This window comes from Burkholderia sp. ABCPW 11 (assembly GCF_001523445.1).
Taxonomy (GTDB): domain Bacteria; phylum Pseudomonadota; class Gammaproteobacteria; order Burkholderiales; family Burkholderiaceae; genus Burkholderia.
In genome coordinates this window covers 168,866-195,266 of the sequence record NZ_LOVM01000031.1, presented here as the reverse complement: position 1 = coordinate 195,266, position 26,401 = coordinate 168,866, and the positions used below count along the sequence as shown (strand labels likewise).

Sequence of the window (26,401 nt, the reverse complement as noted above, 5' to 3'; positions counted from 1 at the left end):
GGATGATTCAGATGGCCGCCGCGCTGGCGGGCGGCGCGGTCGTCGCCGTGGCGGCGGCGATCGCGTTTCGCGTGATGCGCAGGCGGCACGTCGCGGCGCTGGCGCGCGAGGCTGATGCGTTGCGCGACGCGCTCGACGCTGCCCGCGCACGCGCCGAGGAAGCGGCGTCGGCGCATGCGGAAGCGGCCGACGCATGGGCGCGGCGCGAGGCGCAGCTCGAGGAGGCGCTGGCGCGCGAGGCGTCCGCGCACGGCGCGCAGCGCGACGCGTTGCAGGCGCTGTCGGCCGATCGCGCGGCGCTCGCGCAGCACGCGATGAAGATCGCCGACGAAGCCGCGCGCCTGCGCGGGCTAGCCGGCACGTTCGAGCGCTGGCACGAGCAGATGATCTCGCTGACCACGCAGAACCATGACATGCGCACGAAGAACCAGGAGCTGTCGGCGATCGTCGCGCACGTGTCGATCGTGTCGCTGAACGCGTCGATCGAGGCCGCGCGCGCGGGCACGGCCGGGCGCGGCTTCTCGATCGTCGCGAGCGAGGTGCGCGGGCTGGCCGCGCGCTCGCAGCAATTGTCGAACAGCTATCGCGACAGCCTGAACCGCAACGATCTCGTGACGGCCGCGACGTTCCAGGACATCCAGGCCGGCGGCAAGATGATCACGGCCGCGCTCGCGACCGTCGAGACGCTGGCCGGGCAACTGCACGCGCGGATCGAAGGAGAGGCCGCGTGATCGGCGCGCAGGCGAGAGCCGGTTTCGAGCGGATCTTTTTCGATGCCGTTCGCACGCGGCTCGCATCCGGCGGCGCGTGCGACATCCGGCCGACCACCGGCCACGAACATGACGCGCCCGATCGCGTGCAGGCGACGTCGCGATCGAAATCGAAGGCGCCCGAACATGTGGTCGTGCTGACGATCTCGGCGCTGCACTTCCGCCTGCTGCTCGCGCTGCGCTTCAGCGACGACGACGCGACGCGCCGCCATTTCGTCGGCACGGCGGCAGGCGCGGGCAGCGCGCGGCCGCTGACCGACGCGTTCATGGAAGCCGCGAACCTGTGTTGCGGCGCGATCAACCAGGCGCTGACCGTGCCGTTTCCCGATCTCGGGATGTCGACGCCTTACCTGCTGAGCGGCGCGAGCATCGACTACATGCACGCGCTCTCGCCCGATTACGTGGCCGCGTACGACCTGACGTTCGACGACGTGCGGGTCGGCGCGACGCTGTGCGTGTGTGCGAACGCGCCGGTCGATTTCCATGTGCCGGAAGCGGCCACGGTGGAAACCGGCGGCGAGCTCGAACTGTTCTGACCGACCATCAGGAATCCATCAGATGACCGAAGACCAACCCGTCAGCAAGGTGCTCGTGCTCGACGACAGCCGCGTGCATGCCGACGCGATCAAGCGTTTCTGCGACGAGCACAACCTGGTCGGCCTGACCGTGCGGCGCAGCCGGCTGCTGAAGGTGCTGCGCTCGAACATCGATCTCGGCGCGATCCTGCTGGCCGAGGATTACGGCGGTTCGCCGGCCGAGAGCGCGATCATCGCGACGCAGATCGACGCGCTGCGGCCCGAACTGCCGATCATCCTGCGCCGCGAATCGCTCGCGTCGCGCGACGGGCTGCCCGATGCGCTCGCGCGTGTCGCGTGCGCGGCCTACGTCGCCGACGACATGACGCCGCTCGAGCGCGCGATCGACGAATACCTGTTCGGGCGCGACTACCCGAACGCGCTCGTGCGCGGCATCTCGGAGATCACCGAGGCGCGCCTCGACAGCCTGTTCCCGGGCATGACGATCGAGCACGACACGCCGTGCATCGTGCGCGACCAGATCATCTTCGGCGAGGTGTTCAGCCTGATCGCGCTCGAAAGCGCGTGGTGCCGCGGCTACATGCTCCTGCAGACGAGCGAGCAGCCGCTGCTCGACATGCTCGGCGGCTCGCGCGACGGCAGCCGCGCGCCGGATTTCCGCGACGTGAACAGCGTGCTCGGCGAGCTGACCAACCTCGTGTGGGGCGCGTTCAAGAACCGCTATCTCGGCGACGCCGAGGCGCTGGCGCGCCATCCGGTGCAGGTGCCGCTCGTCGTCAATCACAAGCAGAAGTTCATCTCGTTCGGCGGCGACTGTCCGCAGCTCTGTTTCAAGTACCGGATGACCGATCCGGCATCGGGGCGCTCGGTCTGTCTCGACCAGCGTTTCGTGTTCAGCCTGAGCTGGTCGCCGGAGGATTTCCGCGAATCGGTGCAGGACGTCGGGCCGATGGTCGAATCGGGCGAACTCGAACTGTTTTGAATGTTGAAGTCAGCAACGACGAAAGGGGAATACGACATGGCAAAGATTCTGGTGGTCGACGATTCGGGCACGGTGCGCGACGAAGTGGCGGGCTTCCTGCGCAATCACGGGCTCGACGTCGCGACGGCCGTCGACGGCAAGGACGGGCTCGCGAAGCTCAAGGCGACGCCCGGCGTGCGCCTCGTGATCAGCGACGTGAACATGCCGAACATGGACGGCCTGACGATGGTCGAGAAGATTCGCGGCGAACTGGCGAACACGGCGGTCAACGTCGTGATGCTGACGACCGAAAGCAGCCCGGCGATGAAGGAGCGCGGCAAGGCCGCCGGCGTGAAGGGCTGGATCGTGAAGCCGTTCAAGGGCGATGCGGTGCTCGACGCGCTGAAGAAGCTCGCGGGCTGACGCGCGCGGCCGGCGCGGGCCCGATGCCGCGCCGGCGTTCGACGCTGAGGTTCGGGGCGCGTGGCCGGTTGCCGGCGCGATTTACAGCGCGCCGCGATGTCCGTATCCTGCCGGTTGCCGAGGGCGGCGTGCCGGTGTGTCATGCACGGCACGCCCGGCATTGACAACATCGGGAACGGTACACCTTCCAATGAAAACCGGAATCGGTCGGCCCGCGCGCTTGCGCGGCGCGTGCGTATCGCTGGTCGCCGCGCTGGCGGGCGGATGCGCGAACACGGGGCCACAGCGTGCACACACGGCGGCCGCGGGCGACGGCTCGTCGTACACGTGCAATCCCACGCAGGCCAACGGGCAGGCGTCGGCCGGGCGGGGCGCAAACGGATGCTATTTCGTGCTGCACGACCCCGCCACCAGGCAGGCGCTGCCGAACACGCGCTATGCGTTCGCGCTTTACACCAGCGCGACCCAGGACAGCCGGGAACTCGAAGCCGAAGGCACCACCGACGCGCAGGGGCGCACGATCTACATGCGTTCCGACGCGCCGATCGATGCGGCGCGCATGGTGCTCGTCCGCATGATCGGCGACGGCCCGACCGGACGCATTCCGGTGCTGGTTCGTCCGACGGACGGCAAGCGCGTTCCGTTCGCGCAGTACAAGGTGACGGGCTGCAACGGGTCGTACGAAGGCGTGACCGACGAAACGGGGCGCGGCGTGATGTATCGCTGCAAGACACAGTCCCGGATCGACGTGTCGTTCTATCGGTCGCGTCCGTAGCGCGAAACGGATGATGTCCGTATTCGGCGGGGCTGCAGCCCGGCACATCGAGACGCTGATCGCAAAGGGCATCGTCTTTACCGTCGTGGGCACGTGCATGCTGATCGGCGTCGGCCTGTATGCGCAGTCGACGCGTGAGTTCCTGCGAACGTCGGTCGTCGTGCCGGGGCGCGTCGTCAAGCTGAACGCGGGCCCGCATCATCCGGAGATCGCGTTCACGACGCTCGCGGGCGAGCATGTCGAATATCCGCAGGGCGGCGACGTCAGCGTCGAGGACGGCGCGACGGTCGAGGTGCGCTATGCGCCGGACGCGCCGGGGATGACTGCGCGGATGAACACGTTCGGCGCGATCTGGGGCGATGTGCTGACATTCGGCGCGATGGGGTTGGTCTTTTTCGTCGTCGGCGTCGGTCAGTTGTGGTCGGGCGTGCGTGTGTGGCGCAGCGGGCGCAAGCGGAAGTGACCGCGCGCTGCGCATCGAAACTTACCGATCCCGACGAGTAGGGCATCATGACACTGCGAGCCGATCCGGTCGTCACGCACACGATTGCAGGCGTCGCAGTACGTTGCCTCGTTACTTCACAGGACATTCCAGCTTGACGTCCTCCGCTCCCTAAAGGGAGCGGATTCCTATACTTGGCGATGCACGTCCGCATCGGAGAATGTTCAACGCAGCGTTGATATCACGATCATGCACGACACCACAGCTACTGCAGGCCCATTCTCTTACTCGCAGTCCCGCGATACCTTTCGGCCGCGTCGTGCTGTCTTTCGATCCGCACGACGAACAGGACTGGGTAGAACCGCTTTCGTCGACTTCCTCGAACGTGGCCCCGTGCGCGATCGCTTTGTAGCGGAGCTTGTTTCGAAAGGACGACCAGGACGCGTCGTAGACGCTCTTCGCCATCCTGGTTCTGGCGAGTTTTTTGGCCGACACGTTGCCGACCGCGATGTAATCGAACCGCCGCACCAGATCGAGCGCGAGCTTGTGCTGGAAGTCGGCGCGGGCATTGGCGATCTTTGCGTGCAGCTTCGCGATATGTCGCTTGTGCTTTCGTGCTCGCTGCGCTTTCGCGAGCTTTTCCGCCGCTCGTCGACTGAACTGGTCATTGGGCAGCTTCTCGCCGGTCGAAAGCGTGGCGAAGTCTTTCAGGCCGAGATCGATGCCGACGCCGGAACGGATCGGGCGGGCCGGAACATCCGGCATCTCGATCACGATGTTGAGAAACCAGTTGCCGCGCGCATCCTGCGCAAAGTTGGTTCCGTCCTTGATCTTGCCTTCGGGAAGCGCCCGGCTGTTGAACACGCGAAAGGTGTTACCGGCAAAACGGAACGCGTCGCCCTCGCGCTTCAGGTCACGCCCCTTCAGCGGCACCCAGCCGAGCGACTTCCTGCCGCGATAACGCAGGTACGGGCGACGGTGCTGACTGCGCGACTTCGCGTATTGCTCGCACGTCGCGTTGACCGTGCCGGAGTGAATACCGAGTTCCTTGCTGCTGCCGGTCGTCAGCACGTTCAGGTCGAATCCTGTAGGCCACTTCTTGCTCCACTTGAGCGCGTGCTTCTGCGTGTCGTTGCAGAAACTCCAGACGTCGTTCACCGCGCGGCTCGGCTTGTTAAGCAGTCCGTTGAGCGACTTCACGCGGTAGCGGTAGACAAGGATCATGTCGGTGATCCTAACCCGTGGAAGAAGCTGTCTGTCAATAGCAATCCTTTCCTCCCCGTCCTGAAGGACGGCGTTTCTCGGAGCAACTGATGACAATTCGCTTGATGCCGTGGCTCGTCGCGATCGGCGCTGCATTCGCGAGCTTCCCCGCGCACGCGGCCGGCACCGCGCATTCGCTCGACCAGGTGCCCCGGAAGCTCGGTTCGCCCGAAGCACGCGCCGCGTACGCACGCGACATGAGCGGCGCGGCAGCCAACGGTTTCGGCGTGCACCTGCCGCCCGGCTTCACGAAGGCGGGGCTGGTGGCGCAGCTTGCCCCGGGCCAGCCGCTTGCGCGTGTCGTGCTGGTCGGCGCGAAACCGTGGCCGCAGCGCCCTGGCGCATTCGTCGCGATCGTCTGCGCGGCGCCGACCGACGAGTCTGCGCGCGACGTGCTGCGATTCGGTGCGCCTACCGATTGCGAAGGCTTCGAGCATCACGCCGAGGCCGATGACCAGAAGGAGCTGGTCTGGCTGGGCGTGTTCGAGCGCGGTCCGGACGGCGTGCCGCGCCTCGTCGCGCGCACCGAAGAGCCGCTCGAACAGGCGACCGACTGGAGCAACACGAATCTCGACAGACCCGACTACCTCGAGCAGACGAAGCAGTCGGGCGATGTCGCGTTACGGCCCGAGCGGTGGTCGCGGTTCGATCTCGCGCCGTATGCGCTGCGGGCGGGCGATGTCGCGTTCGGGGTGCGGGCGGGCTGGTCGATCGGCTATTCCGGCGGCGGCGCGTCGTTCGAGGCGTTGTACCTGTTCAGGATCGACGGCAAGGCGCTGCGCGTCGTGTTCGCGCAGCCGATGATGTTCTACCGGGATATCGCCGGCGATTGGCATCGCGACGGCACGCGCGATCACGACATCACGGAAGGCAGCAATGCGCTGAGCGTGCTGTCGACGTCGACGGACGGCTTCCACGACTTGCAGTTGCGCGAACGCGGCGGCAAATGGCGCCGGACGTTTCGCTGGTCGGCGGCGGATGGCGAGTATCAGCCGCGCTGACGCACCGGCCCGTTAGCGGGCGGGGGCCGCCGCCGTCGCGAATTCGTCGACGACCGCTTCGATCACCGCCTGCACGCGCGCGGTCTTGTAGAGATCGGCATGGGCGACGAGCCACACGTCGAAATGATTGCACCGCTGCGGCATGAGTCGCACCAGCTCCGGCTCGGTGTCGGCGCGGAAGCACGGCAGCTCCGCAATGCCGAGCCCCGCCAGCGCGGCTTCCACCAGCATCATCGTCGACGAAGTCTGGAACATCACGCGGCCGCGTGATGTCGGTTCGCCGCACAGCGCGTCCCACATCGTCGGCACCACCGGCTGCTGATACATCACCAGATCGTGCCCGTCGAACGCGCTGCCCGCGACCGGTTCGCCGCGTTCGGCCAGATAGCGGCGCGATGCGTAGATGCCCGTTTCGAGATGCCCGAGCCGCCTGACGATCAGATCCGGCGATTCCGGCCGCAACGTGCGAATCGCGAGATCCGCTTCGCGGCGCGTGAGGTTGGTGATTTGCGCCGACGTCACGCACACGACGTCGATGCCGGCATGCCTGCGCCGCAAGCGGGCGATCGCGGGAACGACGAAGCGCTTGCCGAGCGTGTCGGTCGTGGCGACGCGCACGGACCCGGCCAGTTGCTCGTCGAGCCCCATCACGCGGCGTTCGATCGTCAGCGACGCCCGCTCCATCGTTTCGGCCGGTTCGAGCAGGGCTTCGCCCGCGGTCGTCAGCACATAGAGGGACGGGGTGCGGAGAAACAGCCGGGCCGAGAGTTCGTCCTCGAGCGCGGCGATCCGGCGCCCGACGGTCGCCTGGTCGACGTTCAGTTGCGCCGCGGCGCCGCGCAGCGTGCCGGTGCGCGCCAGCGCGAGGAAGAAGCGGGCGTTGTCCCAGTTCATCAGGATGTGCTCCGAGAAACCCGCCATTGATGGCGGGAAGGCAAGGCGTGCCGTTGACCGGCAGGTTCTGCCACGGGGCAGGATCACCTGCATGATTCTTGTCTACCGCTACCGGGTGGAGTCGCTCGACGGACGATCGGGCAGCCAGCGGTGGGCGGAATCGAATGATGCAAATCTGCATCGGACAAATGCGAAATTATCACTTTTCCGCATCATGCGCCCGGTCCTAGACTCCCGGCATCTGCCTGGAGGTGTCATGTCCGATTGCCATTCCGTTTCCGTCCCCGTTCCCGTCGCCGCGGCGGCGCCGAGCCGCCCGACGGCGCGCGAGCAGCGCTGGACGCTGGCGCTCGTCGCGGTCGGCATGTTCATGGCGGTACTCGATTCGACGATCGTCAACGTGGCGCTGCCGGCGATGCGCACGAGCCTCGGCGCGACGGTCGCGGAACTCGCGTGGATCGTCGACGCGTACACGCTCAGCTTCGCCGCGCTGATTCTCGCGGGCGGCGCGCTGTCCGACCGGTTCGGCGCGAAGCACGTGTATCTCGCCGGGCTGGCGCTGTTCGTCGCCGCGTCGGCGGCGTGCGGCGTCGCGTCGTCGGTGGCGGTCCTCGTGGTCGCGCGTTTCGGGCAGGGCACGGGCGCCGCGCTCTTCTTGCCCGCGTCGCTCGCGATCGTGCGCAGCACCTTCGACGTGCCGGCCGAGCGGGCGCGAGCGATCGCGGTGTGGGCCGGCATCGCGTCGGTCGCGGTTGCCGTGGGGCCGGTGCTCGGCGGGATCCTGGTCGACGATTTCGGTTGGCGCAGCGCATTCCTGATCAACGTGCCGACCGGCGCCGTGGCCTTTGCCGGCGCGGCGGCGCTCGTTCGCGCATCGGCCGCGCAGGACGTGCGCCGGTTCGACTGGGCCGGCCAGTGCGTCGGGGCGACGGCGCTCGGTGCGCTGTGTTTCGCGGCGATCGAACTGCCGACGCGCGGCGTCGGCGCCACCGAGGTCCGGTGCGCGCTGCTGATCGCCGCGCTCGCCGCCGCCGTGCTGGTCGTGGTCGAGCGGCGTGCCCGCCATCCGATGGTGCCGCTCGCGTGGTTTCGCAACCGCATCTTCGTCGCGATGAATCTGATGGGCAGCCTCGTCTATGTCGGGTACTTCGGGCTGCTGTTCGTGCTGAGCCTGTACCTGCACGGGCGCTTCGGCATGAGTGCGCGGCAGACGGGGCTGACGCTGTTGCCGTTCGCGCTGAGTCTGTCGCTCGGCAATCTGCTGTCGGGAAAACTGCACGGCCGGGTGCGTCCGGTCACGCTGATGGCAAACGGCCTCGCGATGGCGGCGCTGGCCGTTCCCGCGATCGCGCTTGCGCTCGCGCTGCGTGCGCCGTGGCCGGCGGTCTGGACGGCCATGATCGCATTCGGCACCGGGACCGCGCTGTCGGTGGCGCCGATGATCGCGACGGTGCTCGAACAGGTGCCTGCCGACGCGGCGGGCGTGGCATCCGGGTTCCTCAACGCGGCACGGCAGGCCGGCAGCCTGCTCGGCGTGGCCGTTGCCGGCGCCGCGACGATCCTGTTGCCTGATCCGACCGATGCGCTGTGGGCTGTCGCGGCGCTCGGCTGCGTCGCCTATGCGATTGCCGCGCTGGCTGCGCGGACGGCAGGTCGCGCGCAAGCCGCGCAGCCGCGCCGTTGACGCACGAGCGGCAGGGGCGTGGCGCAGTGGCGGGCAGGCCGCGGCGCACGCGCATGCGGCGGCGCGGCTGGACGCGCCGCGGAATGTGGAGGACCATTTCCTCGTCATGCCGCGAGCGGGCGGGCGCGATGGTCACGCGTTCGCCTCGCCGCGCAACCTGTCGAACCCCGTCCAGCGGAGCCCCATGGAACCCGATCAACAGACCGCCGAGCCGATCCTGCTGCGCGACACGCACGACGGCGTCGTCACGTTGCGCCTGAATCGCCCGCAGCAGTTCAACGCGTTGTCCGAAGCGTTGCTCTCGGCCCTGCACGATGCGTTCGATACGCTGGCTGCCGATCCGCACGTGCGCTGCGTCGTGCTGGCCGCCGAAGGCAAGGCGTTCTGCGCCGGCCACGACTTGCGGCAGATGCGCAGCAAGCCCGAACTCGACTACTACCGCACGCTGTTCGCGCAGTGCAGCCGCGTGATGCTCGCGATGCGCGCGTTGCCGGTGCCGGTGATCGCGCGCGTGCACGGCATCGCGACGGCGGCCGGCTGCCAGCTCGTCGCCGCGTGCGACCTCGCGATCGCGGCCGATACCGCGCGCTTCGCGGTGTCGGGCATCGACGTCGGGCTGTTCTGCTCGACGCCGGCCGTCGCGCTGAGCCGCAACGTCGCGGCCAAGCGTGCGTTCGACATGCTGATGACCGGGCGCTTCGTCGATGCGGCGACGGCCGCCGCGTGGGGGCTCGTCAACGAAGCCGTGCCCGAGGACGCGCTCGATGCGGCCGTCGCGCGCAAGGTCGCGGAGATCGTCGCGAAGAGCCCGGCCGCGGTGCGGATCGGCAAGCAGATGTTCTATCGTCAGCGCGAGTTGCCGCTCGACGAGGCGTATGCGTACGCGGGCGACGTGATGGCGCGCAACATGATGGAAGAGGATGCGGGCGAGGGTATCGACGCGTTCCTCGACAAGCGGAAGCCGACGTGGCGCTCGTGACGCATCGGCGCAAGCGCGCGGGGAGCGCATCGGCGCCCGTCGTTGCACGACGCGCAACGACGTCCCGCGTCGTCGCCGCTGCGCGTGGGCCGGCCGCCGGTATGTAGCGCGACAGGTGCGGCGCGCGGTCGCGTATCGCCGAACCGCCGCCGGTCAGCGCCCGTGGCTGCCGGTCCGCGGCGCCGGCTGCATGCTCGACGCACCGGGTGGCACGATCGCCACCGGCACGCGGCGTGCGAGTGCGCACATCAGCTCGTAGCCGATCGTGCCGCTGGCTTCCGCGACGTCGTCCACCTTCACCTGGTCGCCCCACAGCTCGACGCTCGACCCGATGCCCGCGTTCGGACACGGCGTCAGGTCGACGGTCAGCATGTCCATCGACACGCGGCCGACGACGCGCGTCATCACGCCGTCCACGGCGATCGGCGTGCCGGTCGGCGCATGGCGCGGATAGCCGTCTGCGTAGCCGCACGCGACGACGCCGGTTCGCATCGGTTGGTCGGCCGTGAAGCGCCGGCCGTAGCCGACGGTCTCTCCGGGGGCGAGCGTCTGCACGCCGATGATCCGGCTGGTCAGCGTCATCGCGGCCGTCAGCGGCGTGTCGGCGATATGGCGCGACGCACCCGTCGGCGAAGCGCCGTACAGGATCGTGCCGGGGCGCACCCAGTCGCGGTGCGCGTGCGGGTGCCACAGCACCGCCGCCGAATTCGATACCGAGCGCTCGCCCGGAATCCCGGCCGTGGTCGCGTCGAACTGCTCGAGCTGCCAGTCGACCTCGCCTTCGTCGGCGTTCGCGAAATGCATCATCAGCGTGATCTTGCCGATCGACGGCGCGCGCGCCGCGCGTTCCCACGCGGCGCGGAACGCGGCCGGCCGGTAGCCGAGCCGGTTCATGCCGGAATTCATCTTGAGCTGGATGTCGATCGGCTGCCGCGGCTTCGCGGCGATCAGCAGGTCGAGCTGTTCGTCGCAGTGCACGGCGACCGTCAGCCGGTGGCGATCGGCCAGCTCGACGTCGGCCGGCTCGAAGATCCCTTCGAGCAGCAGCACGGGCTTGTCCCAGCCCAGCTCGCGCACGCGCACGGCTTCGTCGAGATCGAGCAGCGCGATGCCGTCGGCGGCCGCGAGGCCCGGGTAAATCCGTTCGATGCCGTGGCCGTACGCGTTGGCCTTGATCACGGCCCACACGCGCGATTGCGCAGCGGTGCGGCGGATGAAGTCGAGGTTGTGGCGGACGGCGTCCGGGCGGATATGGGCGACGATGGGACGGGGCATGGCAAGGGCTCGGGTCGGATGTCGTTCGGCGCGCGGCGGCGCGGAGGGAAACGGCGGGCTTGGCGCGCTCGCGTGCCAAGCCAGTGTTGAGCGCTATCTTATTGGTGTTCGACCAGTTTTAATTAACGTATTTGTCGACGATTTGGTGGAAATTTTGGTGTCGTAGCGGGCCGGGCTCGTCGCCCGCAGCCTGCGCGGCCGAGTCTCCCGTCTAGAAAACCGGTGCGCGAACGGCACGTCGCGATGCTAAGCTCTCGGTGATCTTGTCATTGTTCAATGTAATCATAATGGAGGAGACCTGGATGACGACGTCCCAGCTGTGCCTGTTCATCGTCGCGTTGTTGCCGTTCCCGATGACGTTTCTCGCCAAGGCCCGCAAGGGTTACGACAACCGCGCGCCGCGCGAGTACCTGGCGAAGCTCGAAGGCTGGCGCGCACGCGCCCAGGCCGCTCATCAGAATGCGTGGGAAGCGCTTGCGCTGTTCACGGCCGCGCTGGTGGTGGCATGGCACAACGGCGCGAACGTGCATCGCGTCGATCAGCTCGCGATCGCGTTCGTCGCGATCCGTATCGTCTATGCGCTGATGTACCTGCTGAACTGGGCGTCGCTGCGTTCGCTCGTGTGGTTCGGCGGGATGGCGTGCGTCGTCGCGCTGTTCTTCGCGACGCCGTAAGCGGCCGCCGGGCGACGCGAGGCCGGCCTTGCATGCCGGCCCGTCAGGCGCCGCTCGTGCCTCGCGCGTGACTATCGTTGGATGCGGGCGCAACCATTTTCGAGACGAACGGCGGTGCGTCCGCTTCGCTGCGCAGGAACGCGATCAACGGATCGAGCAGCCGGTGCCGCGTCGACGGATGGCGGCGCAGCACGAAGCGCCACGACGCGTCGCGTGCGAGGCCCGGCACCAGCGGCACCAGGCGCCCGCTGCGCAGTTCGGGCTCGATCAGCGGCACGCGGCCGAGCGCGATGCCCGCGCCGCCGACGGCCGCGCCGATTACCTGGCTGAAACTGCTGTAACGGACGATCTTCGTCTCGAAGTCACCCGGCAGGCCGAATTCCGACGCCCAGTTGCGCCAGTCGATCTCGGGGTTGTCCTCGTGCATCTCCTGCAGCAACCGCGAGCGGCATACGTATCCCGATGCGTACGGAAACAGTTCGGGACTGCACACCGGAAACACGGTTTCCCGCATCAGCACGTCGTCGTCGGCCCGCAGCCGGTGCGCGGGCACGTGCACGATCGCCAGATCGACGCCGCTGCGCGCGAAATCCGGCTCGTCGTCGAGCACGACCGCGTGCAGCGGGGTGTCGGGATGAAGCGACGAGAATTCCGCCAGCCGGCGCGCGAGCCACATCGACGAAAACGGCGCGTTGGCGGAGACGGTGAGCCGTTGCGCGGTGCCGCGAATCTCGGCGCACGCGTCGGTGAGACGTGACAGCGCCTCGCCGACGGCCGGCAGCAGGCGCGCACCAGCCGGCGTGAGGCTGATGCCGCCGAGCCCCGTGCTGCGTTCGAGCAGCCGCGCACCGAGCGATTCCTCGAGCGAGCGGATCTGATGGCTGACCGCGCTGGTCGACACGTTCAGCTCGACCGCCGCGCGCGCGAACCCGCCGAGGCGAACGGTCGCCTCGAAAGCACGCAGTGCGCTGAGGGGAGGAAGGTGCGACATGCGGGGTATTGTAGTTGACTCAACACCCGTTGAAAAATCATCTTTTGCCGCGCGCGGGCGGCGCAGGTAGCCTCGATCCGGTCAAGAAAAACGCAACGAAACACCGACTGGAGGGCTTCATGTATTTCGACCGACGACTATGGGCCATGATGGCGGGGCTGCGCTGGCGGGTGGCGGCGGCCGTCGCGCTCGGGTTGCTCGCGATGGGTGTCGGCATCCTGCGCTTCGTATTTCTCGGTCGCGTGCTGGCGCTGGTTTTTTCCGGCGCGCCGGCGCGCGACATCGGCGAGGCCGTCGCTGCAACGGCGGCTTGCGTGCTGCTGCGTGCCTGGCTCGATCATCGCCGCACGGTGCTCGCGCAGCATACGGCGGGCCGCGTGCAGGCGACGCTGCGCGCGCGGCTGTTCGACCGGATCGCCGCGCTCGGCCCCGCATGGTTCAACGGCGAACGCACGGGCGGCGTCATGCTGGCCGTCGTCGACGGCGTCGAGCAGCTGCAGACCTTCTTCGGCGTTTACCTGCCGCAGCTCGTGATCGCCGCGTGCGCGCCGCTCATGATCTTCGCGGTGCTCGCGTGGTGGGACGTGCCGACGGCCGCGATCCTGCTGGTCGCGGCGCTCGTCACGCTGGCGCTCCCGCAGCTCGTGCATCGCGCCGACAAGCGTGCGGCGCTCGCCCGTTCGGCCGCGTTCAAGGCATTCGGCGAAGAGTTTCTCGACGCGGTGCAGGGCCTGCCGACGTTGAAGGCGTTCGGGCAGAGCGCCGCGTTCGGCGCGAAGCTGGCCGCGAAGGCGCGCGCACTGTCGGACAGCACGTTCTGGGTGCTCGCGCTCGGCCTGCTGACGCGGTTCTTCACCGATCTCGGCACCGGCCTCGGCGCGGCCGCGGCGATCGCGGTGGGCGCGTGGCGCGTGCAGCACGGCGACATGAGTCTTGAAGCGCTGCTGATCGTGCTGATGGCCGGTAGCGAGATCTTCCGCCCGCTGCGCGACCTGCGTGCGGTGCTGCATCAGGGGATGATCGGCCAGTCCGCGGCGCATGCGATCCATGCGCTGCTCGACGCGGGCAGTCAGGCGCCGGCCGCCGACGCGCCGCGGGTGGCGGGCCTGCGGCCGGAGATCGCGTTCGACGACGTCAGCTTCGCGTATCCGGGACGCCGCGCGGATGCCCATGCGGCGCTGAGTTTCTCGGTGCGCGAGGGCGAGACGGTGGCGATCGTCGGGCCGAGCGGGGCCGGCAAGTCGACCATCGTGCGCCTGCTGCTGCGCCAGCACGACGCGCAGGGCGGTGCGGTCCGGATCGGCGGCCACGACGTGCGTACGCTCTCTGTCGACCAGGTGCGCGACATGATCGCGGTCGTCGCGCAGGACGCGACGCTGTTCGACGGCAGCGTCGCCGACAACCTGCGGCTCGGCCGCCCGGACGCCAGCGACGCGGACATGATCGCGGCCGCGCGCGCCGCCAACGCGCACGATTTCATCTCGGCGCTGCCCGACGGCTACGCGACGCGCATCGGCGAACGCGGGCTCATGCTGTCGGGCGGCCAGCGCCAGCGCATCGCGATTGCCCGCGCGCTGCTGCGCGATGCGCCGATCCTGTTGCTCGACGAAGCGCTGTCGTCGGTCGATGCGGAAAACGAAGCGCTGATCCAGCAGGCGCTCGACCGGCTCACGCACGGACGGACGACGCTCGTGCTCGCGCACCGGCTGTCCAGCGTGATCGGCGCCGATCGTATCCTGGTGCTCGACCAGGGGCGGGTGGTCGACGAAGGGACGCATGCGGCGCTGATCGCGCGCGACGGCCCGTATCGACGGCTGATGGGGCCGCAACTGGAAGCGGTCGCCGAATCCGTCGGCGCGACGGCGGCGGCCGGTGCGAGCGCGCGCGCGTCGTCGGGCCCGCAGGTGCGGCCGTTGAACGACGATGCGGCGACGATCGGCTGGCCGGAAACGTTGCAGACGTTGCTGCGCTTCGTGCGTCCGTGGAAGGCCAAGGTGATGCTGACCGTGCTGTTCGGGATCGGCCGCGTGCTCGCATTCATCGGCGTCGGTGTGATCGGCGCACGGGTGGTCGGCGCGGTGCCGACGGGACATCTCGGCAGCGGGCTCGTGGTCGCGCTGCTCGCGATCGCGCCGGTCGCGGCCGTGCTGCACTGGCTCGAATCCTGGCTCGCGCACGACATGGCGTACCGGCTGCTCGCGGAAATGCGCATCGCGCTGTTCGCGACGCTCGAACGGCTCGCGCCGGCCGGGCTGCTGCGTCGCCGTTCCGGCGATCTCGTGTCGCTCGCGACGCAGGACGTCGAGACCGTCGAATATTTCTACGCGCATACGCTGGCGCCGGCATTCGTCGCGGTGCTCGTGCCGACCTGTGTGCTGGCGTTGCTCGCGTCGGTCGCGTGGCCGCTCGCGCTCGTGCTGTTGCCGTTCCTGCTGTGGGCGGGGCTCGCACCCGTGCTGGCGCGGCGCGACGTCGACCGGCTCGGCACCGGTGCGCGCGAAGCGCTCGGCCAGCTCGGTGCGCACCTGACCGAAACGATCCAGGGGCTCGCGGAACTGACCGCGTTCCAGGCGATCGCGCGCCGGCGCGCAGCGTTCGTGGCCGAGGTCGATGCGTACCGCCGGCAGCGCGCGAAGCTGCTCGACGATCTGTCGTCGCAAAGCGCCGCGCTGGAAGTCGCGAGCGGGCTGGGCGGGCTGGCGGTCGCGGCGCTCGGCGCGTGGTTGTGCGCACGCGGCGGGTTCCCGCGCGAGTCGTTGCCGCTATTGGTGCTGGTCGCGGTGGCTGCGTTCATGCCGGTGGCCGAAATCGGCCAGGTCGCGCGCCAGCTTGCCGACACGATCGCCTCGACGCGACGCTTGCGCGCGCTGGAGAAGGAACCCGTGACGGTGATCGACGGCGCGCACGCGATGCCCGGCGATGCGACGGTGCGGTTCGAGGCGGCGTCGTTCACGTATCCGGGGCGCAGCGTGCCCGCGATCGATCGCGTGAGTTTCGAGGCGCCGCCCGGCAGCACGGTCGCGCTGGTCGGCGCATCGGGCGCGGGCAAGTCGACCGTCGCGAGCCTGCTGCTGCGCTTCTGGGATCCGCAGCAGGGCCGCGTGACGCTCGGCGGCGTCGACCTGCGCGACCTGCGGCTCGACGACCTGCGGCAGCACATCGCGCTCGTTGCGCAGGATACCTACCTGTTCAACGACACGCTCGAAGCAAACATCCGGCTCGCTGCGAACGACGCATCCGACGCGGACGTGCGGCGCGCGATCGATCACGCCGCGCTCGGCGACTTCGTCGCGCGGCTGCCCGACGGGCTCGCGACGCGCGTCGGCGAGCGCGGCGTGCAGTTGTCGGGCGGCCAGCGCCAGCGCGTGGCGATCGCGCGCGCCTTCCTGAAGGATGCGCCGGTGCTGATCCTCGACGAGGCGACGTCGCACCTGGACACGATCAGCGAGCAGCAGATCCGCGCGGCGCTGGAGGACCTGATGGCGCAGCGCACGTCGATCGTCATCGCGCACCGTCTGTCGACCGTGCGCCATGCCGACCTGATCCTCGTGATCGAGCAGGGCACGGTGATCGAGGCCGGGCGCCATGCGGACCTGATGGCGCGGCAGGGCGCGTATGCGCGGCTCGTGTCGCATCAGGCGAGCGGGGTCGCGGCGTGAGCGGTGCGGCATCGGCGCGTTGCCCGTTGGCCATTGCCCGAGCGTTGCGCCACCTGCATTGAGTCGAGCCGGCGGTTGCCGGCGTGACGCGCACGGCCATTCCGGCACGGCGCGCCATCTTCCGCTCCGCGCCGCCATCCGCCGGCGCGCCGCGATCCGGCGGGGCATTCTGCTCCGCCATCCTCCCGCTTTCCTCCGATCTATCCGCGCCGCGCGGCCCGGGTTTGTCTCGATGCATTTATCTGTTGCGGACTTTTTTGGTGTCGTAGTATCGCCGTTGACAACACTTGTTGCACTAATGTCTAATTAGACATCGCATGTTGCGGTGCGACTCGATGTCGTCGTTCCGCCGGCCCGTTGGCCGGTCACATCGCTCAATCATGCGGAGAGAATCCATGAGTCGCCGTTCCTTCCTGAAAGCCGTCGCGGTCGTCGCCGCACTCGGCGCCAGCCTCGCGCACGCGGACACCAAGACGCTCGTCGTCGGGGCCGATACGTCGTTCATGCCGTTCGAGTTCAAGCAGGGCGACAAGTACGTCGGCTTCGATCTCGACCTGTGGGCCGAGATCGCGAAGGACCAGGGCTGGAAATACACGATCCAGCCGATGGATTTCGCGGGCCTGATTCCGGCGCTGCAGACGCAGAACATCGACGTCGCGCTGTCGGGGATGACGATCAAGGAAGAGCGCAAGAAAGCGATCGATTTCTCCGCGCCTTACTACGACAGCGGGCTCGCCGCGATGGTGCAGGCCGGCGACACGTCGATCAAGTCGATCGACGACCTGAACGGCAAGGTGATCGCCGCGAAGACGGGCACCGCGACGATCGACTGGATCAAGGCGCACCTGAAGCCGAAGGAGGTCCGCCAGTTCCCGAACATCGACCAGGCTTACCTCGCGCTCGAAGCGGGCCGCGTCGACGCGGCGATGCACGACACGCCGAACGTGCTGTTCTTCGTGAACAACGAAGGCAAGGGCAAGGTGAAGGTCGCCGGCCAGCCGGTCAGCGGCGACAAGTACGGGATCGGCTTCCCGAAGGGCAGCGCGCTCGTGCCGAAGGTCAACGCGTCGCTCGTGAAGATCAAGGCCGACGGCCGCTACGCGCAGATCTACAAGAAGTGGTTCGGTGCCGAGCCGCCGAAGATGTGAGCGTGACGGCGCATCGGCGCGCGGCCCCGGGGCCGCGCGGGTCTTGAATCGAACGGGGAGCGACAAGTGAATTTCGATTGGTCGGCGATCTGGGCGGCGTTGCCGGACCTGATGGACGGGGTCCGGTTGACGGTGTTCATCGCATTTTTCGGGCTGGTGGGCGGCTTCGTCGTCGGGATGATCGCGGGCATGTTCCGCGCATACGGACCGAAGGCGATGAACGTGCTCGCACAGGTCTATATTGAATTGATCCGCGGCACGCCGATCGTCGTGCAGGTGATGTTCCTGTATTTCGCCCTGCCGCTGCTCGCGCATATCCGCATCGACGGCCTGACGGCCGCGATCATCGCGATCACGGTGAATTCCGGCGCGTATCTCGCGGAAGTGGTGCGCGGCGCGCTGCTGTCGATCCCGAAGGGGCTGACGGAAGCGGGGCTCGCGATGGGGCTGTCGATGCCGCGCGTGCTGTTGAAGATCGTCGGGCCGCTGGCGTTCCGTCGGCTGATTCCGCCGCTCGGCAACCAGTGCATCGTGAGCCTGAAGGACACGTCGCTGTTCATCGTGATCGGCGTGGGCGAGCTGACGCGCAAGGGGCAGGAAATCATCGCCGGTAATTTCCAGGCGGTCGAGATCTGGAGTGCGGTGGCGGTCATCTACCTGATACTGACCGGTGCGATGACGCTGACGCTTCGGCTCGTCGAAAAGCGGATGAAAATCTTATGAGCATGATCGAATTCCAGAACGTGTCGAAGAGCTTCGGCCATGTGCCGGTGCTGAAGAACATCGACCTGAAGATCGACGCGGGCGAGGTGGTCGTCGTGGTCGGCCCGTCGGGCTCGGGCAAATCGACGATGCTGCGCTGTATCAACGCGCTCGAGAAAATCACCGGCGGCGAGTTGCTGGTGGATGGCCAGAGCGTGCGCGGCAACGCGGCGACGATCCGCAACATCCGGCTCGAAGCCGGCATGGTGTTCCAGCAGTTCAACCTGTTTCCGCAAATGACCGCGCTCGAGAACGTGATGTTCGGGCCGATGCAGGTGCGCGGCGCGTCGCGCGCCGACGCGCGCGACCAGGCGATGGCGCTGCTCGACAAGGTCGGCCTCGAATCGCGCGCGAATCATTACCCGTCGGAGCTGTCGGGCGGCCAGCAGCAGCGCGTCGCGATCGCGCGTGCGCTCGCGATCCGGCCGCGGCTGATGCTGTTCGACGAGCCGACGTCGGCGCTCGATCCGGAATTGCGCCACGAAGTGCTGAAAGTGATGCAGGATCTCGCGACCGAAGGGATGACGATGATCGTCGTCACGCACGAGATCGGCTTCGCGAAGCGGGTCGGCACGCGGCTGCTGTTCATGGATCAGGGCGGCATTGCCGAGGACGGCCATCCGGCCGACCTGATCGACCGGCCGCCGACGCCGCGCCTGAAGGAATTCCTGAAGCACGTATCCTGAACGAAACCGAAACACCCGACATGCCGCTTTCCCTTTCACCCGTCATCGCCGGCACGCCGTTCGACATCGGCGTGCGCCTCGGCGAGCTTGCCCGCCCCGTGTTCGATCCGTACATGCAGCAGAGCGGCGCATGGCAGGCCGTGCGCCGCTGGCGCGGCCATCCGTTCGTCGATGCGCTGCGGCAGGCCGCGCTGGCCGCGTACCCCGATCTCGTCGCGGAGCTGGACGGGATCGCGGCGGGCATCGGCTGGCCGGCCGAGGACATTTTTCTGTGGAATTGCCGCGGCGAGCTGATTCACAACGCGCCGGACGGCTGCACGACGCTCGCCGCGCGCGGTGCGGACGGCACGCGCTGGATCGCGCACAACGAGGACGGCGATCCGTACCTGCGCGAACGTTGCCTGCTCGTCGACGTGCAACCCGCCGGCAAGCCCGGGTTCGTCAGTTTCTATTACCCGGGTTCGCTGCCGGGACATACGTTCGCCGTGAACCGCGCCGGCATCGCGCAGGCGATCAACAACCTGCGGATCCGCACGCCGGCGCCGGGCGTGCCGCGCATGATCCTTGCGCGCGCCGTGCTCGACGCGACGTCGCTCGACGCAGCCGCCGACGTGCTGCGCACGCATGCGCGCGCGAGCGGCTTTCATCACACGCTCGGTGCGACCGGCGATGCGCGGCTGCTGAGCATCGAGGCGAGTGTCGCGCGCTGTTCGGTCGTCGACGTCGCACGGCTTGCGGGCCATGCGAATCACCTCGTGCATCCCGGCTGCGATGCGGAAGCGCAGATCGTGACGCAATCGTCCGGCGATCGCCAGCGGCGCGTCGACGCGCTCACGCGCGGCATCGACGCGATCGACGAAACCGCGCTGCTGCGCGTGCTCGGCGATCGTGCGCCGGAAGGGCTGCCGATCTATCGCGACGATCCGGCCGACCCCGACGACGAAAACACGCTGGCGACCGCGGTGTTCGCGATTCGCGACACCGCGATCGACTTCACCGTCCATCAACACGGCACGCAGCGCTTCGCGACGCGCATCGTGCCGTCCGGATGCGCACACCGCGCATCCTGATCCATGAGGCCACGCATGACGACCGTTTTCCATCGCGCCCCGCGCGCCACCTTGCCCGTTGCCGTCGCAGGCGACGGCATCGAGATCATCGATTCGACCGGCAAACGCTATATCGACGCGTGCGGCGGTGCGGCCGTATCGTGTCTCGGCCACAGCAACCCGCGCGTGATCGACGCGATCAAGCGGCAGGTGCAGCAACTGCCGTACGCGCATACGTCGTTCTTCACGACGGACGTGGCCGAGGAGTTGGCCGACCGGCTCGTCGACGCCGCGCCGGCCGGGCTCGAGCACGTGTACTTCGTGTCGGGCGGCTCCGAGGCGATCGAGGCCGCGCTGAAGCTCGCGCGCCAGTATTTCGTCGAGAAGGGCGAGCCGCAGCGGCGTCATTTCATCGCCCGTCGCCAGAGCTATCACGGCAACACGCTCGGCGCGCTCGCGATCGGCGGCAACGCGTGGCGGCGCGAGCCGTTCCTGCCGCTGCTGATCGAAGCGCATCACGTGAGCCCGTGCTATGCATACCGCGACCAGTTGGCGGGCGAAACCGACGAAGCGTACGCGCAGCGCCTCGCGGACGAGCTCGAACGCAAGATCGTCGAACTCGGCGCGGAAAACGTCGCGGCGTTCGTCGCGGAAACGGTGGTGGGCGCCACGGCCGGCGCGGTGCCGCCGGTGCGTACCTACCTGAAGAAGATTCGCGCGGTGTGCGACAAGTACGGCGTGCTGCTGATTCTCGACGAGATCATGTCGGGGATGGGGCGCACGGGTTACCTGTATGCGTGCGACGAAGACGGCGTCGCGCCCGATCTGCTGACGATCGCGAAAGGGCTCGGCGCGGGCTACCAGCCGATCGGGGCGACGCTGGTGAGCGACCGCATCTATCGCACGATCGTCGACGGCTCGGGCTTCTTCCAGCATGGTCATACCTACCTCGGCCATGCGACCGCGTGCGCGGCCGCGCTCGAGGTGCAGCGCGTGATCGCGGAAGAGAAGCTGCTCGACAACGTGAAGGCGCGCGGCGAGCAGTTGCGCGCGTCGTTGCGGGAGCACTACGGCGCGCATCCGCATGTCGGCGACGTGCGCGGCCGCGGGCTGTTCGTCGGCATCGAGCTCGTGCGCGATCGCGACACCAAGGCCACGTTCGATCCCGCGCTGAAGCTGCATGCGGCGGTCAAGCGCGAAGCGATGCAGCGCGGGTTGATGGTGTATCCGATGGGCGGCACGATCGACGGCGTGCACGGCGACCACATTCTGGTCGCACCGCCGTTCGTCTGCACCGCGCAGCAGATCGACACGATCGTCGATCGGCTGTCCGGCGCGATCGGCGCGGCGCTCGCGTCGGCCGGCGCATGAACCCCGATCTCAACGAATTTTCATCATGACGGACAGACTCCCTCCTTTCGATCCCGCATCGGCCACCGACGAACAGAAGGCCGTGCTCGCCGACATCCTCAGCGGCCCGCGCGGCAACCTGAACGGGCCGTTCCTCGGCTGGATCGCGAGCCCCGAACTGGCCCAGCACGCGCAGAAGCTCGGCGCGTTCTGCCGCTACCGCACGGGGCTGCCGCTGCGCCTGTCGGAACTCGCGATTCTCGTGACGGCCGCGCGTTGGCGCTCGCAGGCCGAGTGGCACATCCATCATCCGATCGCGCTCGATGCCGGCTTGCCGACGGCAACCGCCGACGCGATCCGGCGTGGCGTCGCGCCGGCCTTCGAATCGGACGACGACGCGTTGATCCATGCGTTCGCCACCGAGCTGTACGACACGCGCCGCGTGAGCGATGCGACGTTCGCACGCGCGCGGGCGCGTTTCGGCCACGAGACCGTGGTGAACCTCGTCGCGCTGCTCGGCTATTACGCGCTCGTCGCGATGACGCTCAACACGTTCGGTATGCGCGCAGACGGACAAACTGATTTGCCGTTTCCGGAATAATCGCCGCCGGCGCGTGCGTCGGCGGCATGCCGCGTGCGCGTGCGGATAGCCCGAAAAGCCCGTATATGCGGGCTTTTCGGCGTTTCGGCCTCGGTCGATCGACATTCGCGCCGTGTCGTCCCGCTGCCCATCGTCCCGCCTGTGCGTCAATGCAGGAAATTTTCCCCGTCTTTAGAATTTCGCCAAAGAACCACGGGGGAAATATCGATGCGCTGGGTCCTGCTGATCGTGTTCATTGCGTGTGTCGTGTACACGCATCGGCGCGGCAAGGTTCGGCACCGGTTGTTCAGGCAACTTTCCGACCACTCGACCTTTACCGCACCGCTGAACTGCTTTTCGTACGCGTTCTCGTCGGTGCCGACCACGCCGTTCGTCGACACGGATCGCTTTCCGGAGCTGGCGGTGCTGCAGCGCGAATGGCGCACGTTTCGCCGCGAAGCGCTCGCGTTGCGCGACGCGAGCCGAATCAAGGCGTCGGGCGAGTACAACGACATCGGCTTCAATTCGTTCTTTCGCCACGGCTGGAAGCGTTTCTACCTGAAGTGGTACGACGCGCCGCATCCGTCCGCGCAGGCATTGTGCCCGCGCTCGGTCGAGATCCTGTCGCGGATTCCGTCGATCAAGGCGGCGATGTTCGCGCAGTTGCCGCCGGGCGGCAAGCTCGGGCTGCATCGCGATCCGTATGCGGGCTCGCTGCGCTACCACCTCGGGCTCGATACGCCGAACGACGACGCGTGCCGGATCGTCGTCGACGGCGAGTCGTATGCATGGCGCGACGGCGAGGCCGTGATGTTCGACGAAACGTACCTGCACTGGGCCGAAAACCGCACCGAACACGATCGCGTGATCCTGTTCTGCGACATCGATCGTCCGATGAAATATCGCTGGGCGCAGCGCGTCAACGATGCATTCGGGCAACTGCTGATGCGCGCGGCCGCGTCGCCGAACGAAACCGGCGATCGCACGGGCGGGCTCAATCGTGCGTTCAGGTACCTGTATGCGATTCGGCGCGCCGGCAAGCGATTGAAGGCGTGGAATCGCACCGTGTACTACGTCGTCAAGTGGCTGCTGTTCGGCGGGATCGCGGTCGCGATCTTCTGCATCTGACGGTCGAAGGGCGGCGTTTTTTTCTTGTCCGACGATAGTGCGGCGCGGCATCGCGCGGGGCCGATGGCCCGGCGCCGTGATCAATGCAACCAATTGTATTCGTACGGGATCAACGGACGTCGGCCGCGTATGATGACTTGTTCACGTCGATATGATCGGTGAGCAAGCATGACGAGTACCCGTAAAACCATGATGATCGCCGGCGGGCTTCTGGTCGCCGCGGCCGGCACCGCGTACGTGATGCTCCTGCGCGCGGACCACCGTGCGATCGAAGACGCCGGCATCGGCGATTCGGCCGCGCCGGTTGCCGCGGCGCCCGCGGGCAACGATCACGCGGTACAGGGCACGATCGCGCCGCCGGCACCGGCCGCAGCGACTGCACCGAAACTGGCGGCGGCCGCGCCGCCTCCCTCCGCGCCCACACCCGCGCCGGCCGCCCCCGCGCGCGTCGGTGCTGCGCCGGCGGTTCCGGTCGTCAGCGACAAGCCGCAACCGGTAACGAAGCCGGTCGCACCCCCGCCGAAGGTCAACGTCGTGACGGTCGACGAGCAGGATTCGACCCCATCGGCGCAGGCCCCGGCTTCGCCTCCGGCCCCCGCCCCGGCCCCGGCCGCCAAACGCGCTCAGTCGGCTGCGCCCGCGCAGGTCACGCAACGCGCGCCGCGCAAGCGCGACGGCCTCGAACGCCACGCCGCCGCCGCGCCGCCGGCCGCGACGAAATCCGAAACGCCAGAGACGGCCGCGCTCGTCAGGGAATCGGCGAAGCTCGACCCGTCGTTGCCGCCGCCGTCGATGTCGCCGGTATCCTCGATGCCGGCGAGCACCGGTTCGTACCGGCAGGGCGGTTCGTCGTCCGGCGCGAATCCGGTGGCGGCCGCGATGACCGAGCAACTGGTCAGGCAGTCGAGCAGTTTCAAGTCGACGGCGCCTGCGCCGGCGGACGGTGGCCCGACCGCGACCAAGTAACCGCGCACGCCTTCGGCATAAAAAGGGCCCCGCACGCCGACCAAGGCATGCGGGGCCAAGAGAGACAAACTTCGATGTGTGGGGCCGGCCTGCGTCAGGCGGCGACCGCTTCTTCGGCCTGCGGTTGCGCGCTCGCCGCCGGCGCCGCCACGTCCTGCCGGATCAGGTGATCGAACGCGCCGAGCGACGCCTTCGCACCTTCGCCGACCGCGATCACGATCTGCTTGAACGGCACCGTCGTCACGTCGCCGGCCGCGAACACGCCGGGCACCGACGTCGCACCGCGCGCATCGACGACGATCTCGCCGTGCTTCGACAGTTCGACCGTGCCCTTCAGCCATTCGGTGTTCGGCACGAGGCCGATCTGCACGAACACGCCTTCGAGCTCGACACGCTTCGTTTCACCCGAGCGCAGATCCTTGTAGACGAGCCCGTTCAGCTTGCTGCCGTCGCCGGTCAGTTCGGTCGTCTGCGCCTGCGTGACGATCGTCACGTTCGGCAGGCTGCGCAGCTTGCGTTGCAGCACTTCGTCCGCGCGCAGTTGCGCACCGTATTCGATCAGCGTGACTTCCTTCACGATGCCCGCGAGGTCGATCGCGGCCTCGACGCCCGAGTTGCCGCCGCCAACCACCGCGACGCGCTTGCCCTTGAACAGCGGGCCGTCGCAGTGCGGGCAGTACGCGACGCCGCGGTTGCGGTACTCGCGCTCGCCCGGCACGTTGATTTCGCGCCAGCGTGCGCCGGTCGCGAGGACGATCGTCTTCGCCTTCAGCACCGCGCCGTTCGCGAGGCGGATCTGGTGCACGTCGCCCGGAATCAGCGCGTCGGCGCGCTGCACGTCCATGATGTCGACGTCGTACTGCTTCACGTGCTGTTCGAGTGCGGTCGCGAACTTCGGCCCTTCGGTTTCCTGTACCGACACGAAATTCTCGATCGCCATCGTGTCCAGCACCTGGCCGCCGAAACGTTCGGCGACCACGCCCGTCGCGATGCCCTTGCGTGCCGAGTAGATCGCCGCGGCCGCGCCTGCCGGGCCGCCGCCGACGATCAGCGTGTCGAACACCGGCTTGTTTTCGAGCGACTTCGCCGCGCGTTCGCCGGCGCCCGTATCGAGCTTCGCGAGGATTTCCTTCACGCTGCTGCGGCCCTGGCCGAACGACGCGCCGTTCAGGAACATCGTCGGCACGGCCATGATCTGGCGCGACTCGACTTCATCCTGGAACAGCGCACCGTCGATCGCGACGTGGCGGATGCGCGGGTTGATCAGCGACATCACGTTCAGCGCCTGCACGACTTCCGGGCAGTTCTGGCACGACAGCGAGAAATACGTTTCGAATGCGTAGTCGCCGTCGAGCGCGCGAATCTGTTCGATCACGTCGTCGTCGAGCTTGATCGGATGGCCGCCCGTCTGCAGCAGCGCGAGCACGAGCGACGTGAATTCATGGCCCATCGGAATGCCGGCGAAACGGATGCCGGCCGGCTTGCCGGGCTCGCCGATCGAGAACGACGGCTTGCGCTCGGCGTCGTCGCGGCGTTCGGCCACGGTCACGCGATCCGTCAGCGACGCAATCTCGGTCAGCAGCGCCAGCAGTTCCTGCGATTTCGCGCTGTCGTCGAGCGAGGCGACGAGTTCGATCGGGCGCGTGATTTTTTCGAGGTACGCTTTGAGTTGGTTCTTGAGATTGGCGTCGAGCATGGCGTTTCGGATTCCGTATTGATGATGCTGGTCGGGCACGTCGTGCCGGAGGAGGGCGCGGGCCGCGCGATGCGGCGGCCCGCCGTCGCGCGCCTCGTGCGAGGCGCGCGGCGCGATCGTCAGATCTTGCCGATCAGGTCGAGCGACGGGGTCAGCGTTTCCGCACCCGGCGTCCACTTGGCCGGGCACACTTCACCCGGGTGCGCCGCGATGTATTGCGCCGCCTGCACCTTGCGCAGCAGTTCGCCTGCATCGCGGCCGATACCGTTGTCGTGGATTTCGCACAGCTTGATCTCGCCTTCCGGGTTGATCACGAACGTGCCGCGCAGCGCCATCCCTTCTTCCTCGATCAGCACGTCGAAGTTGCGCGACAGCGTGAGCGTCGGGTCGCCGATCATCGGGTACTTGATCTTGCCGATCGTGTCCGACGTGTCGTGCCATGCCTTGTGCGTGAAGTGCGTGTCGGTCGACACGCCGTAGATTTCGACACCCAGCTTCTGGAATTCCGCGTAGCGGTCGGCGAGGTCGCCCAGCTCGGTCGGGCAGACGAACGTGAAGTCGGCCGGGTAGAACACGACGACGGACCACTTGCCCTTGAAGTTCTCTTCCGAAACGGGCACGAATTCGCCGTTGTGGTAAGCGGTTGCCTTGAACGGCTTGATTTGGGTGTTGATGATCGGCATCTGGACAATTCCTTTTCGTCAGGGGT

Annotated in this window: 25 protein-coding genes; 19 read left to right on the top strand and 6 right to left on the bottom strand. The window is 67.9% G+C overall.

What is annotated here, in order from left to right:
* The first annotated feature begins 2 nt into the window (after window positions 1-2).
* The 6 genes from WS61_RS12725 (at window position 3) to WS61_RS12700 (ending at window position 3,928) form a co-directional block, all read left to right on the top strand.
* Window positions 3-731, top strand: coding sequence for a methyl-accepting chemotaxis protein (locus tag WS61_RS12725; protein ID WP_059500883.1), 729 nt, complete (start codon window positions 3-5; stop codon window positions 729-731).
* The gene (locus tag WS61_RS12720) at window positions 728-1,306 is read left to right on the top strand and encodes a hypothetical protein (RefSeq protein WP_059500790.1); all 579 of its coding nucleotides are present in this window, start codon (window positions 728-730) and stop codon (window positions 1,304-1,306) included. The genes WS61_RS12725 and WS61_RS12720 overlap by 4 nt, the downstream gene beginning before the upstream one ends.
* Window positions 1,307-1,328: 22 nt before the next feature.
* Entirely contained in the window at window positions 1,329-2,288 is a 960-nt protein-coding gene (locus tag WS61_RS12715; RefSeq protein ID WP_059500789.1) for a chemotaxis protein CheX, read from the top strand.
* A 36-nt stretch (window positions 2,289-2,324) separates the two neighbouring features.
* Window positions 2,325-2,690: a response regulator gene (locus WS61_RS12710; protein ID WP_006486240.1), complete on the top strand. Its 366-nt coding sequence runs from the start codon at window positions 2,325-2,327 to the stop codon at window positions 2,688-2,690.
* Between the two features lie 190 nt (window positions 2,691-2,880).
* Window positions 2,881-3,465, top strand: coding sequence for a hypothetical protein (locus WS61_RS12705; RefSeq protein WP_059500788.1), 585 nt, complete (start codon window positions 2,881-2,883; stop codon window positions 3,463-3,465).
* 10 nt (window positions 3,466-3,475) lie between these two features.
* Window positions 3,476-3,928, top strand: a complete 453-nt coding sequence (locus WS61_RS12700; protein WP_059500787.1) for a DUF3592 domain-containing protein — start codon at window positions 3,476-3,478, stop codon at window positions 3,926-3,928.
* A gap of 150 nt (window positions 3,929-4,078) precedes the next feature.
* Here WS61_RS12700 and WS61_RS12695 read toward each other — a convergent pair whose 3' ends face one another.
* Window positions 4,079-5,131 carry an RNA-guided endonuclease TnpB family protein gene (locus tag WS61_RS12695; protein WP_059500786.1) on the bottom strand — a complete coding sequence of 351 codons (1,053 nt, stop codon included), beginning with the start codon at window positions 5,129-5,131 and terminating at the stop codon, window positions 4,079-4,081.
* An 89-nt stretch (window positions 5,132-5,220) separates the two neighbouring features.
* On the opposite strand from WS61_RS12695, the gene WS61_RS12690 reads away from it, so the two are divergent.
* Window positions 5,221-6,171 carry a hypothetical protein gene (locus tag WS61_RS12690; RefSeq protein WP_059500785.1) on the top strand — a complete coding sequence of 317 codons (951 nt, stop codon included), beginning with the start codon at window positions 5,221-5,223 and terminating at the stop codon, window positions 6,169-6,171.
* A 12-nt stretch (window positions 6,172-6,183) separates the two neighbouring features.
* Here WS61_RS12690 and WS61_RS12685 read toward each other — a convergent pair whose 3' ends face one another.
* Complete coding sequence (locus tag WS61_RS12685) at window positions 6,184-7,065, bottom strand: LysR family transcriptional regulator (protein WP_059500882.1); 882 nt, start codon at window positions 7,063-7,065, stop codon at window positions 6,184-6,186.
* Between the two features lie 256 nt (window positions 7,066-7,321).
* Here WS61_RS12685 and WS61_RS12680 point away from each other — a divergent pair, with 256 nt between their 5' ends.
* Complete coding sequence (locus tag WS61_RS12680; protein WP_059500784.1) at window positions 7,322-8,749, top strand: MFS transporter; 1,428 nt, start codon at window positions 7,322-7,324, stop codon at window positions 8,747-8,749.
* Window positions 8,750-8,933: 184 nt separating this feature from the next.
* On the top strand, window positions 8,934-9,728 hold the full coding sequence (locus WS61_RS12675) for an enoyl-CoA hydratase (protein WP_059500881.1): 795 nt from the start codon (window positions 8,934-8,936) through the stop codon (window positions 9,726-9,728).
* 153 nt (window positions 9,729-9,881) lie between these two features.
* Here WS61_RS12675 and alr read toward each other — a convergent pair whose 3' ends face one another.
* Window positions 9,882-11,003 (bottom strand): alanine racemase, encoded by a 1,122-nt coding sequence (alr, locus tag WS61_RS12670; protein WP_059500783.1) that lies wholly within the window; start codon window positions 11,001-11,003, stop codon window positions 9,882-9,884.
* A gap of 302 nt (window positions 11,004-11,305) precedes the next feature.
* Here alr and WS61_RS12665 point away from each other — a divergent pair, with 302 nt between their 5' ends.
* Complete coding sequence (locus WS61_RS12665) at window positions 11,306-11,677, top strand: MAPEG family protein (protein ID WP_059500880.1); 372 nt, start codon at window positions 11,306-11,308, stop codon at window positions 11,675-11,677.
* Between the two features lie 43 nt (window positions 11,678-11,720).
* Here WS61_RS12665 and WS61_RS12660 read toward each other — a convergent pair whose 3' ends face one another.
* Window positions 11,721-12,668, bottom strand: a complete 948-nt coding sequence (locus tag WS61_RS12660; protein WP_059500782.1) for a LysR family transcriptional regulator — start codon at window positions 12,666-12,668, stop codon at window positions 11,721-11,723.
* Window positions 12,669-12,787: 119 nt separating this feature from the next.
* Here WS61_RS12660 and WS61_RS12655 point away from each other — a divergent pair, with 119 nt between their 5' ends.
* The 9 genes from WS61_RS12655 (at window position 12,788) to WS61_RS12615 (ending at window position 23,996) form a co-directional block, all read left to right on the top strand.
* Window positions 12,788-16,327 carry an ABC transporter ATP-binding protein gene (locus tag WS61_RS12655; protein ID WP_059500879.1) on the top strand — a complete coding sequence of 1,180 codons (3,540 nt, stop codon included), beginning with the start codon at window positions 12,788-12,790 and terminating at the stop codon, window positions 16,325-16,327.
* Between the two features lie 395 nt (window positions 16,328-16,722).
* Window positions 16,723-17,475, top strand: coding sequence for a glutamine ABC transporter substrate-binding protein GlnH (gene glnH, locus WS61_RS12650; RefSeq protein ID WP_059500781.1), 753 nt, complete (start codon window positions 16,723-16,725; stop codon window positions 17,473-17,475).
* Window positions 17,476-17,541: 66 nt separating this feature from the next.
* Window positions 17,542-18,198, top strand: coding sequence for a glutamine ABC transporter permease GlnP (gene glnP, locus WS61_RS12645; RefSeq protein WP_059500780.1), 657 nt, complete (start codon window positions 17,542-17,544; stop codon window positions 18,196-18,198).
* Window positions 18,195-18,923: a glutamine ABC transporter ATP-binding protein GlnQ gene (gene glnQ, locus WS61_RS12640; protein WP_034205076.1), complete on the top strand. Its 729-nt coding sequence runs from the start codon at window positions 18,195-18,197 to the stop codon at window positions 18,921-18,923. The genes glnP and glnQ overlap by 4 nt, the downstream gene beginning before the upstream one ends.
* Window positions 18,924-18,943: 20 nt before the next feature.
* Window positions 18,944-19,993: a C45 family peptidase gene (locus WS61_RS12635; protein ID WP_059500779.1), complete on the top strand. Its 1,050-nt coding sequence runs from the start codon at window positions 18,944-18,946 to the stop codon at window positions 19,991-19,993.
* Between the two features lie 15 nt (window positions 19,994-20,008).
* Window positions 20,009-21,343 carry an aspartate aminotransferase family protein gene (locus tag WS61_RS12630; protein WP_059500778.1) on the top strand — a complete coding sequence of 445 codons (1,335 nt, stop codon included), beginning with the start codon at window positions 20,009-20,011 and terminating at the stop codon, window positions 21,341-21,343.
* Between the two features lie 25 nt (window positions 21,344-21,368).
* On the top strand, window positions 21,369-21,923 hold the full coding sequence (locus WS61_RS12625) for a carboxymuconolactone decarboxylase family protein (protein ID WP_059500777.1): 555 nt from the start codon (window positions 21,369-21,371) through the stop codon (window positions 21,921-21,923).
* Window positions 21,924-22,130: 207 nt separating this feature from the next.
* Complete coding sequence (gene lpxO, locus WS61_RS12620; protein WP_059500776.1) at window positions 22,131-23,030, top strand: lipid A hydroxylase LpxO; 900 nt, start codon at window positions 22,131-22,133, stop codon at window positions 23,028-23,030.
* Between the two features lie 168 nt (window positions 23,031-23,198).
* Entirely contained in the window at window positions 23,199-23,996 is a 798-nt protein-coding gene (locus WS61_RS12615; RefSeq protein ID WP_059500775.1) for a hypothetical protein, read from the top strand.
* Between the two features lie 94 nt (window positions 23,997-24,090).
* Here the strand turns inward: WS61_RS12615 and ahpF are convergent, their stop codons facing one another.
* Both ahpF and ahpC read right to left on the bottom strand, forming a co-directional pair.
* On the bottom strand, window positions 24,091-25,692 hold the full coding sequence (gene ahpF / locus WS61_RS12610) for an alkyl hydroperoxide reductase subunit F (protein ID WP_059500774.1): 1,602 nt from the start codon (window positions 25,690-25,692) through the stop codon (window positions 24,091-24,093).
* 119 nt (window positions 25,693-25,811) lie between these two features.
* Window positions 25,812-26,375, bottom strand: a complete 564-nt coding sequence (gene ahpC / locus WS61_RS12605) for an alkyl hydroperoxide reductase subunit C (protein WP_034179823.1) — start codon at window positions 26,373-26,375, stop codon at window positions 25,812-25,814.
* Window positions 26,376-26,401 lie beyond the last annotated feature (26 nt).

Excerpts from the sequence above, each read along its gene's own strand:
- WS61_RS12725 (WP_059500883.1), top strand. The coding sequence starts at position 3 with ATGATTCAGATGGCCGCCGCGCTGGCGGGCGGCGCGGTCGTCGCCGTG.
- WS61_RS12715 (WP_059500789.1), top strand. The coding sequence starts at position 1,329 with ATGACCGAAGACCAACCCGTCAGCAAGGTGCTCGTGCTCGACGACAGC.
- WS61_RS12710 (WP_006486240.1), top strand. The coding sequence starts at position 2,325 with ATGGCAAAGATTCTGGTGGTCGACGATTCGGGCACGGTGCGCGACGAA.
- WS61_RS12705 (WP_059500788.1), top strand. The coding sequence starts at position 2,881 with ATGAAAACCGGAATCGGTCGGCCCGCGCGCTTGCGCGGCGCGTGCGTA.
- WS61_RS12700 (WP_059500787.1), top strand. The coding sequence starts at position 3,476 with ATGATGTCCGTATTCGGCGGGGCTGCAGCCCGGCACATCGAGACGCTG.
- WS61_RS12695 (WP_059500786.1), bottom strand. The coding sequence starts at position 5,131 with ATGATCCTTGTCTACCGCTACCGCGTGAAGTCGCTCAACGGACTGCTT.
- WS61_RS12690 (WP_059500785.1), top strand. The coding sequence starts at position 5,221 with ATGACAATTCGCTTGATGCCGTGGCTCGTCGCGATCGGCGCTGCATTC.
- WS61_RS12685 (WP_059500882.1), bottom strand. The coding sequence starts at position 7,065 with ATGAACTGGGACAACGCCCGCTTCTTCCTCGCGCTGGCGCGCACCGGC.
- WS61_RS12680 (WP_059500784.1), top strand. The coding sequence starts at position 7,322 with ATGTCCGATTGCCATTCCGTTTCCGTCCCCGTTCCCGTCGCCGCGGCG.
- WS61_RS12675 (WP_059500881.1), top strand. The coding sequence starts at position 8,934 with ATGGAACCCGATCAACAGACCGCCGAGCCGATCCTGCTGCGCGACACG.
- alr (WP_059500783.1), bottom strand. The coding sequence starts at position 11,003 with ATGCCCCGTCCCATCGTCGCCCATATCCGCCCGGACGCCGTCCGCCAC.
- WS61_RS12665 (WP_059500880.1), top strand. The coding sequence starts at position 11,306 with ATGACGACGTCCCAGCTGTGCCTGTTCATCGTCGCGTTGTTGCCGTTC.
- WS61_RS12660 (WP_059500782.1), bottom strand. The coding sequence starts at position 12,668 with ATGTCGCACCTTCCTCCCCTCAGCGCACTGCGTGCTTTCGAGGCGACC.
- WS61_RS12655 (WP_059500879.1), top strand. The coding sequence starts at position 12,788 with ATGTATTTCGACCGACGACTATGGGCCATGATGGCGGGGCTGCGCTGG.
- glnH (WP_059500781.1), top strand. The coding sequence starts at position 16,723 with ATGAGTCGCCGTTCCTTCCTGAAAGCCGTCGCGGTCGTCGCCGCACTC.
- glnQ (WP_034205076.1), top strand. The coding sequence starts at position 18,195 with ATGAGCATGATCGAATTCCAGAACGTGTCGAAGAGCTTCGGCCATGTG.
- WS61_RS12635 (WP_059500779.1), top strand. The coding sequence starts at position 18,944 with ATGCCGCTTTCCCTTTCACCCGTCATCGCCGGCACGCCGTTCGACATC.
- WS61_RS12630 (WP_059500778.1), top strand. The coding sequence starts at position 20,009 with ATGACGACCGTTTTCCATCGCGCCCCGCGCGCCACCTTGCCCGTTGCC.
- WS61_RS12625 (WP_059500777.1), top strand. The coding sequence starts at position 21,369 with ATGACGGACAGACTCCCTCCTTTCGATCCCGCATCGGCCACCGACGAA.
- lpxO (WP_059500776.1), top strand. The coding sequence starts at position 22,131 with ATGCGCTGGGTCCTGCTGATCGTGTTCATTGCGTGTGTCGTGTACACG.
- WS61_RS12615 (WP_059500775.1), top strand. The coding sequence starts at position 23,199 with ATGACGAGTACCCGTAAAACCATGATGATCGCCGGCGGGCTTCTGGTC.
- ahpF (WP_059500774.1), bottom strand. The coding sequence starts at position 25,692 with ATGCTCGACGCCAATCTCAAGAACCAACTCAAAGCGTACCTCGAAAAA.
- ahpC (WP_034179823.1), bottom strand. The coding sequence starts at position 26,375 with ATGCCGATCATCAACACCCAAATCAAGCCGTTCAAGGCAACCGCTTAC.